We start from the raw sequence: 15,348 nt of genomic DNA, 5'->3' as shown, positions 1-15,348 counted from the left end.
TATTCATCCTGATTACAATGCTCGTATATCATTTATTTTGGAATCAAAAAGGGAAACGCTCTCCTAAATTAAATTCAGCTATATTCATTGTACTCTGTTGCCTCGCTACCGTACTCTGTATTACATTTGCAGCAAAAACAAATAATGGTTTTCAATTTGATATGCGCCATATTGTATTAATTGTCGGTACATTAACGGGAGGGCCTATTGCTGGTGGTTCTATCTTAGTTGTATTAAACATATATCGCTTATTATTAGGTGGGATCGGTGTTTTCCCATCTCTTATCGGTTCTGTTCTTCTATTTATTGTTCTACTATTAACATATAAATTTTTCAATCGAACTTCTAATCGTATAAAAATAACACTTGCTATTATCTACAGTCTCACATACGGATTTAGTTGGATACCCTTCTTCCTTTCAAAGGTTACAAATAAGACTGATTATATACCGCATATTATTGTGTATGAGTTATGTTCAATGCTTGGTACGATTCTAATTTTATATTTACTACACATATTACAAACTCAAGTTCGTCTCCAAAACGAACTTATAAATGCTGAAAAATTTCATTTAATTGGTGAAATGGCAGCGTCTATCTCTCATGAAATTCGCAATCCATTAACTTCAACAAAAGGGTTTTTACAACTGTTACAATCAGATACATGCACTGAGCAGGAACGAAAATTATATATCGACATTGCCATTAACGGCATTGAACAAGCAAATCATGTTCTTACAGATTATTTAACCTTTGCTAAACCAAGCATTGAAAAAGAACAAACATTACAGTTAGAAGAAGAATTACTACATGCATTGTCGTTAATTACACCGCTTGCTAATTTAACAAATGTACGTACTCATTATATAAAGCAAAGCACTTCTTTTTTTATCGCTGGAGAAAAGCAAAAACTAAATCAATGTTTATTAAATATTTTAAAAAATTGCATTGAGGCTATGCCAAAAGGCGGTGATCTTTATTTCACATTAGTTCCTGATCATAAGCATATTCAGTTATATATAAAAGATACAGGAGTCGGTATGGATTCAGAACAAGTAAAACGTCTTGGCTCGCCTTTCTATTCAACGAAAGAAAAAGGCACTGGACTTGGAATGATGGTCGTATTCAGTGTTGTTCAAGCTATGAATGGAAAAATTGATATTATAAGTGAAAAAGGAATCGGTACAACCTTTTTATTAACTTTTCCACTCATACAAAAAACGTGATGAAATAATCATCACGTTTTTTCTGTTCCTTCAACTAATTCAGCAAAAGCTTTCACTTTTCCGTGCGGTTGTTGATTTTCTTTACGCGCTTTCCAGGCGCGCTCTTCTTCTCGCTTCTTCTTAGACATATTTTTTCAACTCCTTCTTTTCTTTCTCCATGTAGTATTCCAAAATAAGAAAGAAAACTATGCACGTATCAAAAAAAGAAGTGGTTTCCCACTTCTTCCACTTTAGCGCTGCAAAATTGCATGTTTCGCCTCTTTTAATTGCGTAAGATGTCTTTGTTCATGCAAATCAAGAAATTGAACCCATTGATACAAATTCAGATCATTAAAAACAGGATGCTTTAATCCATTTTCAAATAGATCTTTTTCATCTATAACACTATGAAGCGCATGTAATAGTTCTTGTCGTGAATGTTCTAGTAATTGAATTCCTTGCTGTTTTTTCATTAAAGTTTCTGTTGGTTGCATTTGCTGAGGAGCTTCTCGTTTATGTGTGCGATCAAGCGTAAGTTGGAGGTCTTTAAATGGAGTCATGTTTCTTTCATTTTTTTGTAAAGCATATACAAGGGCAGACGTGACAGATTGTTCAACTAAATGCAAGTGGTGTAAAATTTGAATAATACTCCATTTATCACGGCGTGGCTTTACATTCACTTCTGTATCATTTAACATTTCAATTTCTGATAATAGCGTGCTTCGAGTAGACTGTAATGAGCTTACTAAACTTTCTAAACTCACATCCATATTAGATTGAAGCATACTTCTTTCCCCCCTTTTTGTTGGTGAAAAGAGGTGCTCCTTATTAGAAACACCTCTTTAGTATTCTGAATTTTCTTTTATTATCTCATCATTTTCCCATTATGTCGATGTTAAACATGTGAAAAAAAGCGCATGTTTTTTACAATTTTGTGTCGTCAATCGCATGTAACCATGCTTCAATTTCTGTAATAACACTTTTCACACAGCCTTCAGCAAATGGTGATGTTAAATTTGCAACTTCTACTAATTCTAAGAACGATTTACTTCCACCTTGTTGGCACAGATTCACATAATCTTCCCATGCCCCTTGTCTATTATCTCTTGCACGTTTCCAAAATTGTAGCGCACAAATTTGAGCAAGCGTGTAATCAATATAATAGAAAGGTGAGCTATAAATATGCCCTTGACGTTGCCAAAAACCACCGCGCTCTAAATAATCATTATCCTCATAATCACGATGCGGTAAATATTTCTTCTCTATGTTACGCCACGCTGTCTTACGCTCTTCAGGTGATGCTTCAGGATTTTCATATACATAATGTTGATATTCATCAACAGATACACCATAAGGTAAAAACAGAAGTGCTGAACTTAAGTGAGAGAAGTAATATTTATCTGCATCTTCTTCAAAGAATAGCTTCATCCATGGCCATGTAAAGAATTCCATACTCATAGAGTGGATTTCACATGCCTCATATGTTGGCCAATTATATTCTGGAATTTCAAATTTACGACTTTCATATACTTGGAAAGCATGACCTGCTTCATGTGTTAATACATCAATGTCACCAGATGTTCCATTGAAGTTTGAGAAAATAAACGGCGCTTTATAATTCTCAATATATGTACAATATCCGCCACCAGCTTTTCCTTTTTTCGCAACTAAATCTAATAAATCGTTATCTAGCATGAAATTGAAAAATTCATCTGTTTCAGCCGATAACTCTTTATACATCGTCTTTCCATGATCAACAATCCAATCCGCATCTCCTTTTGGAGTTGGGTTACCTGTAGCAAACTCAAAGTTTTCGTCGTAATAAGCTAACTTCTCTACACCGATACGTGCTTGTTGTCGCTTTCTTAATTCCGTTGTAACGGGAACGATATAATCCAGCACTTGCTGACGGTAATTAGCCACCATCTCCGCATTATAATCTGTACGGTACATTCTTGCATATCCAAGTTCAACAAAGGTTTTGAAACCTAAAGATTTTGCGATTTTCGTTCTCACTTTAACAAGCTCATCATAAATACGATCTAGTTCTTCCTCATTTCCAGCTAAAAATCCGTAGTATGCTTCACTTGCTGCTTTACGTTCGCTTCTTTCTTTTCCTTGCATAAACGGAATCAATTGCGATAACGTTCTTTCTTCTCCAGCAAAGTCAATTTTTGCAGATGCTAATAACTGTGTATATTGCGACGATAATTTATTTTCTAATTGTAAATCTTTCACGACTTCATCTGAATATGTTTTTAAATCACATTCTGCTAGAGCAAATAATTGTTTTCCATAATACGCCTCTAATTCTTCACGAAATGGAGAATTAATAAGTGCCTTATAATATTTTGTACCATATCCTTGTACAACTGGAGAGAATTCATCAAAGAAATCCTGCTCCTCCTTATAAAAAGTATCCGTCGTATCAACAGAATGGCGAATGTAACAAAGGTTTCCCATTGTACCAAAATCGTTGCGAATTTCATTAATTGAATGAATGACTTGTTTTTGTTCTTCTACAGTTTTTGCGTTATCAAACTTCTCTAAAGCAATAGTAAATTTCTCTTTTAACTCTTCAATATTTGGGCGTTTATATTCATAGTCTTTAAATGACATGAACGAGCCTCCTCTCCATTACATACCTTTATTATAATTCAATACGTATTCTCGAATTCCCTCTTAATTTTCAACAAAATTCGGCAGTGACTACTCTGAGTTCATTGCAAATAAAAAAGCCCTGGATTTATTTATCCAAAGCTCCTTTGGAACATATTATTATTTTTCATACTTCCCAATTTTTTTTAATAGATCAAGTAATTCATCTTTTTCATCTTTCGTTAACATTTCAAAAGACTGATGTATAACTTTCTCATGCCCCGGAAAAATAGAAGCAATAAAGCTCTCGCCAGACTCAGTTAATTGCGCGTAAATAACACGTCTGTCATTCGGACATGGGATTCTCTTTACTAATCCCTTTTTCTCCAGCTTATCTACAACATATGTAATGCTGCCACTGGCTATTAAAATGCGCTCACCAATTTGCTGGAGTGGTTGACCGCCTTTATGATATAGCAGTTCTAATACAGCAAATTCAGTTGGATTTAATCCGTTACTTTGTATAGATTTATTTGTAGTATCCATAACAGAACGATGTACACGAGATAATGCAATAAATACTTTTAAAGATTGAGAAATATCTTCTCGTTCATTATTTGATGTCATACAACTTTCAACCCTTCACTTAAATTCTCACCAATAAAAAGAAAATGCCACTTCATACTTCATGTGAATTCCGAATGAGCATTCACTCATCCATTTCCTCTCCCCTAATATATTAAGAATCATTCTTGAATAAAAACATGACAATTTTAACATAGTTTATATATAATGATAATAAAAAAAGAAGGAGTACCACATTTGAAAGTCAAATTCCAAAGCATAATTATATATATATTGCTTGTTATCCTACCGACAATAGGGATTGGTGCTACATTTTATTCGTATCATACATATAAAATGAAACAGGAAAACAAATTATCCGCTCATACAGTTCTCTTTTTATATAGAGATTATTTAGATCATCATCTTGGTGAAGCAATTTCTGCTTTAGACATGCTTGCAAAAGTTGTAGGCACCGAGACTGGTAATATAAACGGCATTAAACAAATTGTACATGATACAGATGGGAACGATGCACGCTTTTCTGGTTTATATTACGCTACACCAGAAGGGGTCATTACAATCGCATCTGAAGATGAATCAAAGCCTATAGATGTTTCAGACCGTAAATATATTCAAGACGTGCTACAAACTAAAAAAACCACTGTATCATCAGTCATTACTGATCGCGTTCTTGGACATAAAGCTATTATGATTGCTACCCCCATATTCAATAAACAGAAAGAGCTCTCAGGATTATTATTAGCTAGTTTACGCTTTGATTACATTTCATCTTCTTTAAATGCCATTAAACCACAATACCATTTTGAGGTAACTGATAAACATGATGTAGTTTTTCTAACCGATGATAATAACGACACAAGTGATACGCATTCTAATATGCTTACTATCCCACTCCAAAGATTAAATTGGAAGGTCTCTGTTTCTCCATTACCTATTCATCAGAAAACCTTATACCAGTGGGTTGCAATAGAGTGTATCGCTACTTTATTTTTAATATCTATTTTATTTTTACTTGCTCAATATATGTTGTTAAAACGTCAAACAAAACTTGAAAGACAACAAAACGAACTACAGAAAATTGAATTAGTTGGAACTTTTGCAGCAAGTACAGCACACGAAATCCGTAATCCTCTTACTGGAATTAAAGGACTCGTCGCTCTATTAAAAGAGAAATATAAAGATGAACAAGATCAGTTCTACTTTTCCGTAATTGAACAAGAAATAGAGCGAATCAATGAAATTGCAAGTGAATTTCTTATTCTCGGAAAGCCAACCGCCATCATCGAACAAACATATGATGTAAGAACAATTCTAAATGAGGTAGCATTAATTATTCAATCTGAGGCGAATTTACATAACATTGTATTCCATTTACATTTGCCAGACCATCCTGTTCATATCCGTTGTTCGAAAGACCATATGAAACAAGTGGTTTTAAACATTACAAAAAATGCAATTGAGGCTATGACTTCTAATGATACACTAACCATTGTAGTAAAAAACAATGAAACACATGCACAATTGCAGATTATAGATACTGGGAAAGGGATTCCACAACATATTCAAAAACACCTCTTTCATCCGTTCTTTACTAATAAAGATACTGGAACAGGTCTTGGACTTGTCATATGTAAACGAATTGTAGAGATGTATAATGGGCATATTTTTATTGACAGTACAGAAAACGAAGGAACGACAGTTCATATCGAAATTCCGTTACACATAGTATAATTATCCTTATCCTATAAGGGTAATTATACTTATTTCATAAAACCAGCGACAAGCATTCGCCAAAAATTATTTGATTTTCCTTCATACCCGATTTGGAAAATAGGTATTTTTATAATTGAAAACCATTTCGGTGTTTGTTTTTCTTTATAACACTGATATTGTAAAATAAGCTTGTCCAATTCTTGACTAACTTGAATTGTCTCCTTACTATTTAGCCCACTTGTTAATCCTAGTTGAATCATTTCTTCACGTTTCATATGAATATCACGTGAAAGCTTTTCTAATGTGTACTTCCTTTTTACAGTAAACATCCATATCCCCCTTATTATACTTCCATGCTCTCAAGTTCACTTCTCCATTGACTTTTTTAACTACTTAATCATATGCAAATTTGAAGAATCAGAAAATTTAACATTTTCTCCCTGTAATTTACAAATCTTTACCCTCACTTTGAGAATTATTACAAATTATTCTATCTTTGTAAATACATTCGCAATAATAGACATTTTTTTCATCTTCTTTTTTTACAAATTCTACGTAAACCGGGGATTCTTAATTTTCCACCTACTTTTCTTCGACATTTTTTGTTTAATTTATATAAAAAAGCAAAACATAATGATGATTGATAAAGTGAAACTTTCATCAGTGTTTTTTGTTCAGCCCCACTGATTATTAGCATTCACCAATCGAGCGTTTATTGACAGTGAATCTCCCACCTATCCAGCCCAATGTTGAGGTGGGAGTCTTACTACCCACAAATAGCGGGATAACAAGAGAAAGGAAATATTTATATGCGAAAATATACGATTGCATTATTCATCATTGTTTTGTTTTTACCGTCCTTCTTATTTCCTATTCAAGCAACTGCTCATACGAATAAAGTTGCTATTGTCATTGATGATTTCGGCAATAATATGAAGGGGACTAATCAAATGTTGTCACTTCCAATTCCACTAACTGTTGCTGTTATGCCTTTTCTTCCTTCCACAAAAGAAGATGCAATAGCTGCCCATAAAAAAGGTCATGAAGTTATTATACATATGCCAATGGAACCTATTAAAGGTAAAAAAGAATGGCTTGGACCAAAAGCCATTACAACCGATTTAAGCGATGAAGAAATAAACAACCGACTTGAACAAGCAATTCAAGAAGTTCCGCATGCAATTGGAATGAACAATCATATGGGGTCAAAAGTAACAGCAGATGAAAGAATTGTTCGCCTTATACTTGCTGCTTGTAAAAAACACGGTTTATTTTACTTAGATAGTAAAACGAATCCTAATAGTGTCGCCCCAAAAATAGGAAAAGAATTAGGAGTTCCTATTATTGAAAACCAACTATTTTTTGATGATGTGTATACAGCAGGACATATTTCAAAACAAGCCCAATTACTCATCAAAAAAATTCAAGAAAAGCCTATTATGGTAGCTATCGGGCATGTGGGCCCCCCAGGTGAAATTACATCACGCGTTATTGAAACTTCTATCCCTAAAATTCGTGAGCATGCAGACTTTATTTTTTTATCTGATCTAGTATTATCCCCGCCTCCTGTTTCAAAATAAAGTTCATTACTCACATATAACCAGCCCTCACCAATCGGGCTTTTACGGGAAGCCCCCCATTGCTTTCACTGAATTTTGAGGTGGGGATCTTACCGCCCACAAATAACGGGACAAAAAAGTACCTATCTGTATATAACAGATAGGTACTTTTCTTTTTAACTTAAATATAATCTACATGACTCACTCTGAATCCTTTTTTCTCTATTTTTCCGATTAATTGCTTTAATCTTGTTTCATCTAACTCATCTGATATATTTACAATAACCCGACGGATATATTGATCACCGTTATCGAGTGTAAACAAACCACCGATATTATATGCTTTTAACAATGTCCCAAGCTCTTTAATCGTCCCCTTACAATCTTGTGTTGCAATTGTTAATATATAACCACCTGTTCGCATACCAAATGAATCTTCAATAACATCAAATATATTCGAATGCGTTAACATACCGACAAATTCATTATAATCATTTAGCACGGCTAAAAACGGAAGCCGACGAATTACATAAAAGGCTCTGAAGAAGGAATCCTTTTCAAAAATAAATGCATCGGAATTGTCAAGCATATCTCCTGCACTTACATGATCTAATCCGCTATTGCATTTTTTTTCTAATAAATCTACTTTATAAATAATCCCCGTGAATTTCTTCTCATCTTCTGCTAATACCGGGATGGCTCGAAATCCCGTTTCGTTCATCATTTGCAGTGCCTCTTCACCAGAATCATTTATTTTGCAAAATGTTACTTGCTGCTTTGGCAGAAAATGATATTTAACTCGCAAAATATGTTCCTCCTTACATGTCAACATGTAATCTATATATAATAAGGAGACCTATATTTTATGAGTGAAATTATTTTTAAAACGCTTTCATTTATTTATTAACTTGTATCCATATCACATACATTTTTATATAACAGAGCTCCTTGCGCCCTTAATCATTAATAACTTTACATGATAGTTCATTAAATATTCTATACCCTCTAGCCATTTTTTCGATTCTTCTGGCGTTTTCCCCCACACAATCATGCCATAATTATGAACAAGAACTACTCCTCCACCTTCAATGAAATTCGGAACATTACTTTCTAATAAATCAGCGAATTTTTTTTCATCTTCTACAATTGGAATTGTCATTTCTGTTATACCTTCTTTTCCGAAAACACGCTCCACACTGCGTTTATCGAACGTTACTTCTCCTTCTTCTCCATATAACTCTGATATTAAATGACTATCTACAGTCTGCACTTGTAAAATACATCCTGCACTACTTTTTTTATAAATATCTGCATGCATAAATGACTCTGCAGCTGGTTTTTCTTCATTTTCAAATACTGACTCGCACATGCAATTTACGACAATAAAATCTTCTTCCGAAAATAGCCCTTTATCTCTTCCCTCAACATTTACTAAGAATGTTAACGGCTCTTTTGACGTACATAGCGATAAACTAATTTTGGTACCATAAAACCAATCACGAAGTGCTAATTCAGATTTCACATCTTTTAATTCATTCCATTTCTTCAGAAAAAATAACATTTCGTCACCCCCGGCATAATATTCATATAAGGTTCGAATCCTTTCTATGTAAAAGGAATATTTTTTGATTATTCTAAAAATTTAATTGAATTATCACATGAGAACGCTTTTTTGTCAATATAGTTTCGTGGTTCTTCTTTAAAATAGGCTATTCATATGTCTATACTCCTATCTATTTCATTTTGCACATAAAAAAATACGCTATTCTTTAATTAAAGAATAGCGTATTTTCCTCATTTTTTATCCCGCTATTTACCGGGACAGTAAGACCCCCACTGATTAAAGTTTCACTTTATTTCTTTATTGCATTATATAAAAACTGTGCGTATTGTTCACGTGTTACGAAATTATCTCCTAAAAAGTTCCCTTCCCCGTCACCTTTTGATATTTTATTATCTACTAAAGCTTTCACATATCCTTTCGCCCAATGGCCATTTGGTATATCTTTAAAGTTCTCTGCACTATTTTCATTTTCTTTTAACTGAAATACTCTTTGTAGTACTACTGACATTTCATATCGAGTTAATACTCCATCTGGACGGAATGTATCATTTCCATACCCTGTCATAATCCCAGCTTGAACTACTGCATCAATAGCCGTTTCATACATATTTCCTTTCGTATCTGTAAATGTCGTTTTTGGTTTTAGATTATTTTCTAATTTTAAGTACCTTTGTATTAGAAGTGCTACTTGTCCACGAGTAATGTTATCCCCAAATCCAAATTCACCATTTCCATAGCCTATAAATAACTTTTCTTTCGCTAAGTAATTAATTGCTTCTTCTGACCAATGTCCTTTTGGTACATCTTTAAATTCTATCACTTCTGTTTTCTCATCTTCTTTAGATGTATTACCGTCTTTACTTTCTACTACATTTTGAATAACAGATCCTGTAAAGAAGATTCCTGTATCCGCGAATGGATCTTTCACACCAAATTCATATACTTTCTCACCCGGTGTACTCCATTTCACTACACCATTACTATACGTACCGTTATCGCTCTTCAGACGGATTTTCGTAGAAACCTCACCATCTTTTTCATATATAGGTACTTTTACTTCTTTATTTACTTCTGTTTCCTCTAAAAATACTTTTTGATTTTGGACATTAATATAAGCCGTCTTACTTAGTTCTATAACTGGTCGGACATCACGGATTTCATTTGCAACAAAACTTAGAAATACTAATTTTTTCAAATTGCTCACTGGTGATAAGTCTGAAATATAATTCGCTTCTAAATCAAGCTTTTGTAAGTTTACTAGACTTGATAATGGCGTAATATCCTTTAACTCATTGTTAGGTAAGTGTAATTGTTTTAACTGTGTCATCTTACTTAGAGGAGTAACATCTTTTATTTCATTTTTCCCGATCCACAATTCTTCTAATTGCTTCATTTGCTCAATGCCGGATAAATCTTTAACTTTATTACGTGTTAATACTAAATCTGTTAAAGGTAATGAATATAACGCTTTAATATCTTCAATTTGATTACCTGCTAAAGTTAAGTATGTTACATTTTTCAAAGCGCTTAATGGAGCAACGTTCGTAATTTTATTATTTGCTAAATTCAAGTAATCTAGTTGTTCCATTTTCGCTAATGCTGTTACATCTTCTATTTGGTTGCCTGATAGATATAAACTTTTTACATTTTTCATTTCAGTTAGTGGTGTAACGTTTGTAATTTTATTATTACTTAAATCAAGAGATTCTAAATTATCCATCTTAACAAGTGGCGTTACATCTGCAAATTCATTACCACGCAAAGCTAAATGATTTAATTGCTTTAAGTTCGCAAAGAACGACGGGTCTTTTATCTTCGCATTCGCAACTGTTAAAGATTTTAAATTTGGCATATATTTTAATGCACTATAATCAAGTATCTCATTTGTATTTAAAAATAAATCCTTTACTTGTAATAACTCTTCTTTCGTAATTGGTGTATTTAAATCTTTTCTATTAAATACTTTTTTATTCACAAGTTCTCTTAATTTGTTATCTGTTATCATATTTTGATTATCAACTGGATTATCCGTTTCCGTATTGCCTGAATTAGAGTTATCATCTGGTTTCTCTGTTTCTTTGTTACCTACAGTTGGATCTTTAATTTCAAATTGAACTTGATATTTGTGATCATATCCAATAGCTGGAATAAGTATATGCATTTGCATATTGTGCTTCTTCTCAAACTCGCCAATTTCAAATTGGACTACTTTCGTTCCGTTCTTCCTCTTATCTTCTGACAAAACCTTCACATCATGAAATACACCAGGCTGGTTTCTATCTTCTATTCTAAGATATTGAAAATAATCGCTATCTTGCATTGTTACAGTGACAATTTTTTTACCAGCTGCAATCGTTACTTTAGGATCTTTTATATATTGAGAAACCATAGATGGCTCGTCTTTTTGGTCCTTATATATTTTAATTTCAGTATCATACGTGCGATCACTCGCTGCTGCTACCGATTGATTTGCTTCAACTTTTAATGCCGCTAATGCTGGAGTAGAATACGTAGCAAATGGAATTGCTAATGTTGTCGCTACTACTAGCGCCTTCATATAATTTTTTTTCAAAATAATATCCCCTATCATATACAATTTTTATAATTGATAACCCTTATCAATTACCTACAAATAAATGATAATGAATATCATTATCATTGTCAATGAGAATATTACATTAAATTTATATTTTTAAAGATAAAAATAAAAAGCCCTTTATTCAAAGGGCTTTTTTACCTATCGTATGAAGAATTTCACTTTTTTCCTTCTCATTGATGACACCAATTTTTTGCAAAATATTCGCGTACAATACAAGTTTATTATATATTCGTTCTGACATGTTCTCCCTTCTTTCCTTCGACCAACTTTTTTTGTATTGGTAAATTATATGAAAGAGATGAGAAAATGTGTCCACTTTTTGCATAAATGCAAATCTTTTATTTTACGATTTGCAGACAATAAAACTCCCTCCTAAAAATTAGGCGGGAGTTTAGGTACTTTCACTTTATTTAACAAACTGTCCACTGAATATTATGCTTCATAAGTTCTTCTTCAAAACTATATGGCATTTTTTTATCACAAATTACATGTTGAATACGTGAAAATGCTGCTATACGATAATTCCCTTTCACGCCTACCTTCGTATGATCACATAAAATATATGTTTTCTCAGCTAATTTCATCATCGCCTCTGACAATTTCGCTTTCTCTAATTCAAAGCTGGAAACTCCAAAGCTAGGTAATAACCCATCAATCGAAACGAACGCTTTATGAAAATGGAATTGCTGTATTACTTGCTGAGAAATAGACCCTGATACACGCGAATGCTTTGGAGATACTTTTCCACCTATAAATAAAACTTCACCGTGAAACATCTTTTTATTAATAGAAGAAATTAATTGTGTTGCGACTGGAAATGAACTTGTTACAATCGTTAAGTTTTTACGATGAACAAGGTATGGAACCATTTGAAGCGGTGTACTTCCATCATCAATTGCAATGACATCACCATCTTCTACAAATGTCGCTGCTTTATAACCAATTCTTTTCTTCTCTTCTATATGTAGCATTTCTCTTTCTAACATTGGCGCCTCTACCCCAGCGCCTGGAAGTTGAACAGCTCCACCATACACTTTTTTCAGCTTCTTTTCACGATCTAATTCTTCTAAATATCGACGAATCGTTTCTGTTGATACAGCAAATTCTCTCGCTAATTCTGAAACCTTTACTTTTCCTTTAAATTCTACCTTTTCAAGAATGGTTCGCTTTCTTTCTTCTCCTACTACAGACATAGATTCACCTCATTTATATCTCCCTCATAAGCTTCCTTGCTTATACAAAGTTATAATTTTCTTTGTAAGTAGAAACTTCTTCATGAATATGAATACCGCGCTTTGCTAGTTCATCAAAAATTAATTGTGGATTTTCAAAAGCTTCTTCAGGCGTAACAACACCCACCCTATTTACATTTCCAGTTGCAATTAACTCTGCAGCAATCCCAAATGGAATACCGACGTTTCTCGTATACGCCCTTAATTTTTCCCATCCTACAACAGAACCATCAGATAACGGATGTGTATGATATAACACATGTCTTTGCTTCTCATTATTTTTCATACCTATTACTTCTACATGAAGTGCATAACCATAAAGCTCTGTTTCTTGTCCTTCTTTCGATTGCAATAAATACTGCGAAATACAATCCATAATGCCTATTTCTTTCCCGTTTATTTCAATCTGATCATTACGCAATATGCCGTAATCATATAAAGCACGTACAAGTTGCATATTTTGCTTCGGCCAAGTCCCTCTCGTCTCTATCAGTTTGACACCTTTATTTTCTAGTGCCTTTGCTAACGTAATCGTTTCAGAATGCGGAATGATATACTGCGTTTCCTTACCATAAGGCGCTGGCAATTCTATTTCTCTCGGACGCGCAAACGGAAGTACTTGTTTAAATTCACCATCTTCATACACTGTACGCGATGGTAAATCTGGATCATATTCATATGTCGTTGTCTCTGTAATTGAAGCAGAAAAAGCAATCGGACGATACGAACCGTGACTTACGCGGACAGACTCTACAGTATCCAGTTGATTTGCTGCATGCATTGCCATCATTTGCGTTACACCTGGCGTCATGCCAAACCCAGGCAAACATGTTTTTTCATTTTGAACAAATATAGCATGCGATTCATTTTCTTCACCAAATCCATTTAGGTTCACACCGTGGCAGCCTGCTTCTGCAATACAGCGAGTCGACAATCCGTTTAGCTTTATCGTCGTACCGTCCATTACAATGTCGTAACCTTTCATTTTTGCAACCGTATCCTCGTGATTCGTTACATCTACTTTTACAAAATCAACACGAGGATCGTTGAGCCATTCTACTACTTTACAGCCCTCTTCCTCGTTAAAATCGGCTACAGTAATCGTCTCAAAAGATGAAAATTGAACTAAATCCAAAATAGCTTCACGACAAATTTTACCTGCTCCACCTAAACAAAATACTTTCACCCAATAACAGCTCCTTTAGCAATACTATCAACTAAGCGATTAATATCTTCTTCATGTACATCACCTATATTTCCAATCCGGAACGTATCTACTTTCGAAATTTTCCCAGGGTAAATAACAAATCCATAGCATTTTAATTCGTTATATAACTGTTGAAACTCGAACTCCCCTTTTGGATAAATGAAAGATGTAATAATAGGAGATTGATATTTCTCATCTACTAGTGGCTTAAATCCGATTTCTCCCATTCTATTCACTAGTAGTTTTTGATTGTTGTAATATCGATTGTAACGCGCTCTTACTCCACCCTCTTTTTCTAGTTCAAGTAGTGCTTGATAAAAAGCATGTACAACATGTGTAGGTGAAGTAAAACGCCATTTCCCATTTTGTTTTTCCATCGTTTCCCATTGATCATATAAATCAAGAGATAAAGAGCGTCCTTGCCCTTTACACTTCAATAATTCATCACGTTTTGCGATTACAAATCCGAATCCAGGAACCCCTTGAATACACTTATTCGCACTACTAATTAAAAAATCAATTTGTAAATCAGCAATGTCTATTTCAATCCCGCCGAAACTACTCATCGCATCAACAATTGTAACCTTTCCATACTGCTTTCCTAATTTACATACATCTACAATTGGATTTATAATGCCTGTCGTTGTTTCACAATGAACAACTGCAATATGCGTAATATCTTTATCTTCTTCCAATAACTTTTCTACTTCTACAATATTAGTAGGTTCCCACTCTTCTGTTTGGCTGACCACTACATCAATCTGTAACATCTCTGCCATTTGTACAATGCGCTTACCGTACGCACCATTTGTACAAACGAGAAGCTTCCCATTTGCCGGAATAACAGAACCAATTACTGCTTCAACTGAAAACGTACCGCTTCCTTGCATTAACACTGTTGTATATTTCTCTTCTTCCTTCGTCGCTAACGATACAAGTTTAGCTCTTACTTCTTGCACCATCGTATTATATTCAACATCCCACGTACACCAATCGTATAGCATAACTTCTTTTACTGATTTTGTTGTCGTTAATGGTCCTGGTGTTAATAATAAGTAGTGATTTTCATTCATGATCCCGTAC

14 protein-coding genes are annotated in these 15,348 nt (G+C 33.9%); 3 read left to right on the top strand and 11 right to left on the bottom strand.

Annotated features, from left to right (window positions below; translation table 11 throughout):
* Positions 1-17 precede the first annotated feature (17 nt).
* Positions 18-1,226, top strand: coding sequence for a sporulation sensor histidine kinase KinB (gene kinB / locus BM089_RS02270; RefSeq protein WP_000964151.1), 1,209 nt, complete (start codon positions 18-20; stop codon positions 1,224-1,226).
* 11 nt (positions 1,227-1,237) lie between these two features.
* On the opposite strand, the gene BM089_RS31425 is transcribed toward kinB, so the two are convergent.
* From BM089_RS31425 to BM089_RS02250, 4 genes are all read right to left on the bottom strand, one after another.
* Positions 1,238-1,354, bottom strand: coding sequence for a DUF6254 family protein (locus BM089_RS31425; RefSeq protein WP_000038355.1), 117 nt, complete (start codon positions 1,352-1,354; stop codon positions 1,238-1,240).
* A gap of 102 nt (positions 1,355-1,456) precedes the next feature.
* Positions 1,457-1,990 (bottom strand): DinB family protein, encoded by a 534-nt coding sequence (locus BM089_RS02260; protein WP_000941977.1) that lies wholly within the window; start codon positions 1,988-1,990, stop codon positions 1,457-1,459.
* 139 nt (positions 1,991-2,129) lie between these two features.
* A complete protein-coding gene (locus tag BM089_RS02255) occupies positions 2,130-3,824 on the bottom strand; it encodes a M3 family oligoendopeptidase (RefSeq protein WP_090975892.1) in 1,695 nt (564 codons plus the stop codon).
* A 159-nt stretch (positions 3,825-3,983) separates the two neighbouring features.
* Complete coding sequence (locus BM089_RS02250) at positions 3,984-4,430, bottom strand: MarR family winged helix-turn-helix transcriptional regulator (RefSeq protein WP_090975890.1); 447 nt, start codon at positions 4,428-4,430, stop codon at positions 3,984-3,986.
* A gap of 195 nt (positions 4,431-4,625) precedes the next feature.
* On the opposite strand from BM089_RS02250, the gene BM089_RS02245 reads away from it, so the two are divergent.
* Positions 4,626-6,122, top strand: a complete 1,497-nt coding sequence (locus tag BM089_RS02245) for a DUF3149 domain-containing protein (RefSeq protein WP_090975888.1) — start codon at positions 4,626-4,628, stop codon at positions 6,120-6,122.
* 29 nt (positions 6,123-6,151) lie between these two features.
* Here BM089_RS02245 and BM089_RS02240 read toward each other — a convergent pair whose 3' ends face one another.
* Complete coding sequence (locus tag BM089_RS02240) at positions 6,152-6,433, bottom strand: aspartyl-phosphate phosphatase Spo0E family protein (protein WP_000495527.1); 282 nt, start codon at positions 6,431-6,433, stop codon at positions 6,152-6,154.
* 480 nt (positions 6,434-6,913) lie between these two features.
* Here BM089_RS02240 and BM089_RS02235 point away from each other — a divergent pair, with 480 nt between their 5' ends.
* Positions 6,914-7,684, top strand: coding sequence for a divergent polysaccharide deacetylase family protein (locus tag BM089_RS02235; RefSeq protein ID WP_090975886.1), 771 nt, complete (start codon positions 6,914-6,916; stop codon positions 7,682-7,684).
* 160 nt (positions 7,685-7,844) lie between these two features.
* Here the strand turns inward: BM089_RS02235 and cbpA are convergent, their stop codons facing one another.
* The 6 genes from cbpA to phnW all read right to left on the bottom strand — a co-directional run bounded on the left by cbpA (position 7,845) and on the right by phnW (position 15,338).
* Positions 7,845-8,468: a cyclic di-AMP binding protein CbpA gene (gene cbpA / locus BM089_RS02230; protein ID WP_001264204.1), complete on the bottom strand. Its 624-nt coding sequence runs from the start codon at positions 8,466-8,468 to the stop codon at positions 7,845-7,847.
* Between the two features lie 126 nt (positions 8,469-8,594).
* Positions 8,595-9,224 (bottom strand): class II aldolase/adducin family protein, encoded by a 630-nt coding sequence (locus tag BM089_RS02225; protein ID WP_053564937.1) that lies wholly within the window; start codon positions 9,222-9,224, stop codon positions 8,595-8,597.
* 292 nt (positions 9,225-9,516) lie between these two features.
* Positions 9,517-11,817 carry an NEAT domain-containing leucine-rich repeat protein gene (locus tag BM089_RS02220; protein WP_090975884.1) on the bottom strand — a complete coding sequence of 767 codons (2,301 nt, stop codon included), beginning with the start codon at positions 11,815-11,817 and terminating at the stop codon, positions 9,517-9,519.
* A 419-nt stretch (positions 11,818-12,236) separates the two neighbouring features.
* On the bottom strand, positions 12,237-13,019 hold the full coding sequence (locus BM089_RS02210; RefSeq protein WP_000117666.1) for a DeoR/GlpR family DNA-binding transcription regulator: 783 nt from the start codon (positions 13,017-13,019) through the stop codon (positions 12,237-12,239).
* A gap of 40 nt (positions 13,020-13,059) precedes the next feature.
* Positions 13,060-14,244: a saccharopine dehydrogenase family protein gene (locus BM089_RS02205; protein WP_025118330.1), complete on the bottom strand. Its 1,185-nt coding sequence runs from the start codon at positions 14,242-14,244 to the stop codon at positions 13,060-13,062.
* Entirely contained in the window at positions 14,241-15,338 is a 1,098-nt protein-coding gene (gene phnW / locus BM089_RS02200) for a 2-aminoethylphosphonate--pyruvate transaminase (protein ID WP_090975882.1), read from the bottom strand. Before phnW ends, BM089_RS02205 begins: the two co-directional genes overlap by 4 nt.
* Between the last annotated feature and the right edge of the window lie 10 nt (positions 15,339-15,348).

It is taken from the genome of Bacillus sp. 5mfcol3.1, assembly GCF_900114335.1.
Taxonomy (GTDB): domain Bacteria; phylum Bacillota; class Bacilli; order Bacillales; family Bacillaceae_G; genus Bacillus_A; species Bacillus_A thuringiensis_S.
The sequence above is the reverse complement of the archived record's forward strand: the minus strand, read 5'-3'. Positions and strand labels throughout refer to the sequence as shown.

Coding starts and splice junctions, on each gene's coding strand:
- BM089_RS02240 (WP_000495527.1), bottom strand. CDS start 6,433: ATGTTTACTGTAAAAAGGAAGTACACATTAGAAAAGCTTTCACGTGAT.
- BM089_RS31425 (WP_000038355.1), bottom strand. CDS start 1,354: ATGTCTAAGAAGAAGCGAGAAGAAGAGCGCGCCTGGAAAGCGCGTAAA.
- BM089_RS02225 (WP_053564937.1), bottom strand. CDS start 9,224: ATGTTATTTTTTCTGAAGAAATGGAATGAATTAAAAGATGTGAAATCT.
- phnW (WP_090975882.1), bottom strand. CDS start 15,338: ATGAATGAAAATCACTACTTATTATTAACACCAGGACCATTAACGACA.
- BM089_RS02210 (WP_000117666.1), bottom strand. CDS start 13,019: ATGTCTGTAGTAGGAGAAGAAAGAAAGCGAACCATTCTTGAAAAGGTA.
- BM089_RS02260 (WP_000941977.1), bottom strand. CDS start 1,990: ATGCTTCAATCTAATATGGATGTGAGTTTAGAAAGTTTAGTAAGCTCA.
- BM089_RS02235 (WP_090975886.1), top strand. CDS start 6,914: ATGCGAAAATATACGATTGCATTATTCATCATTGTTTTGTTTTTACCG.
- BM089_RS02220 (WP_090975884.1), bottom strand. CDS start 11,817: ATGATAGGGGATATTATTTTGAAAAAAAATTATATGAAGGCGCTAGTA.
- BM089_RS02255 (WP_090975892.1), bottom strand. CDS start 3,824: ATGTCATTTAAAGACTATGAATATAAACGCCCAAATATTGAAGAGTTA.
- kinB (WP_000964151.1), top strand. CDS start 18: ATGCTCGTATATCATTTATTTTGGAATCAAAAAGGGAAACGCTCTCCT.
- BM089_RS02250 (WP_090975890.1), bottom strand. CDS start 4,430: ATGACATCAAATAATGAACGAGAAGATATTTCTCAATCTTTAAAAGTA.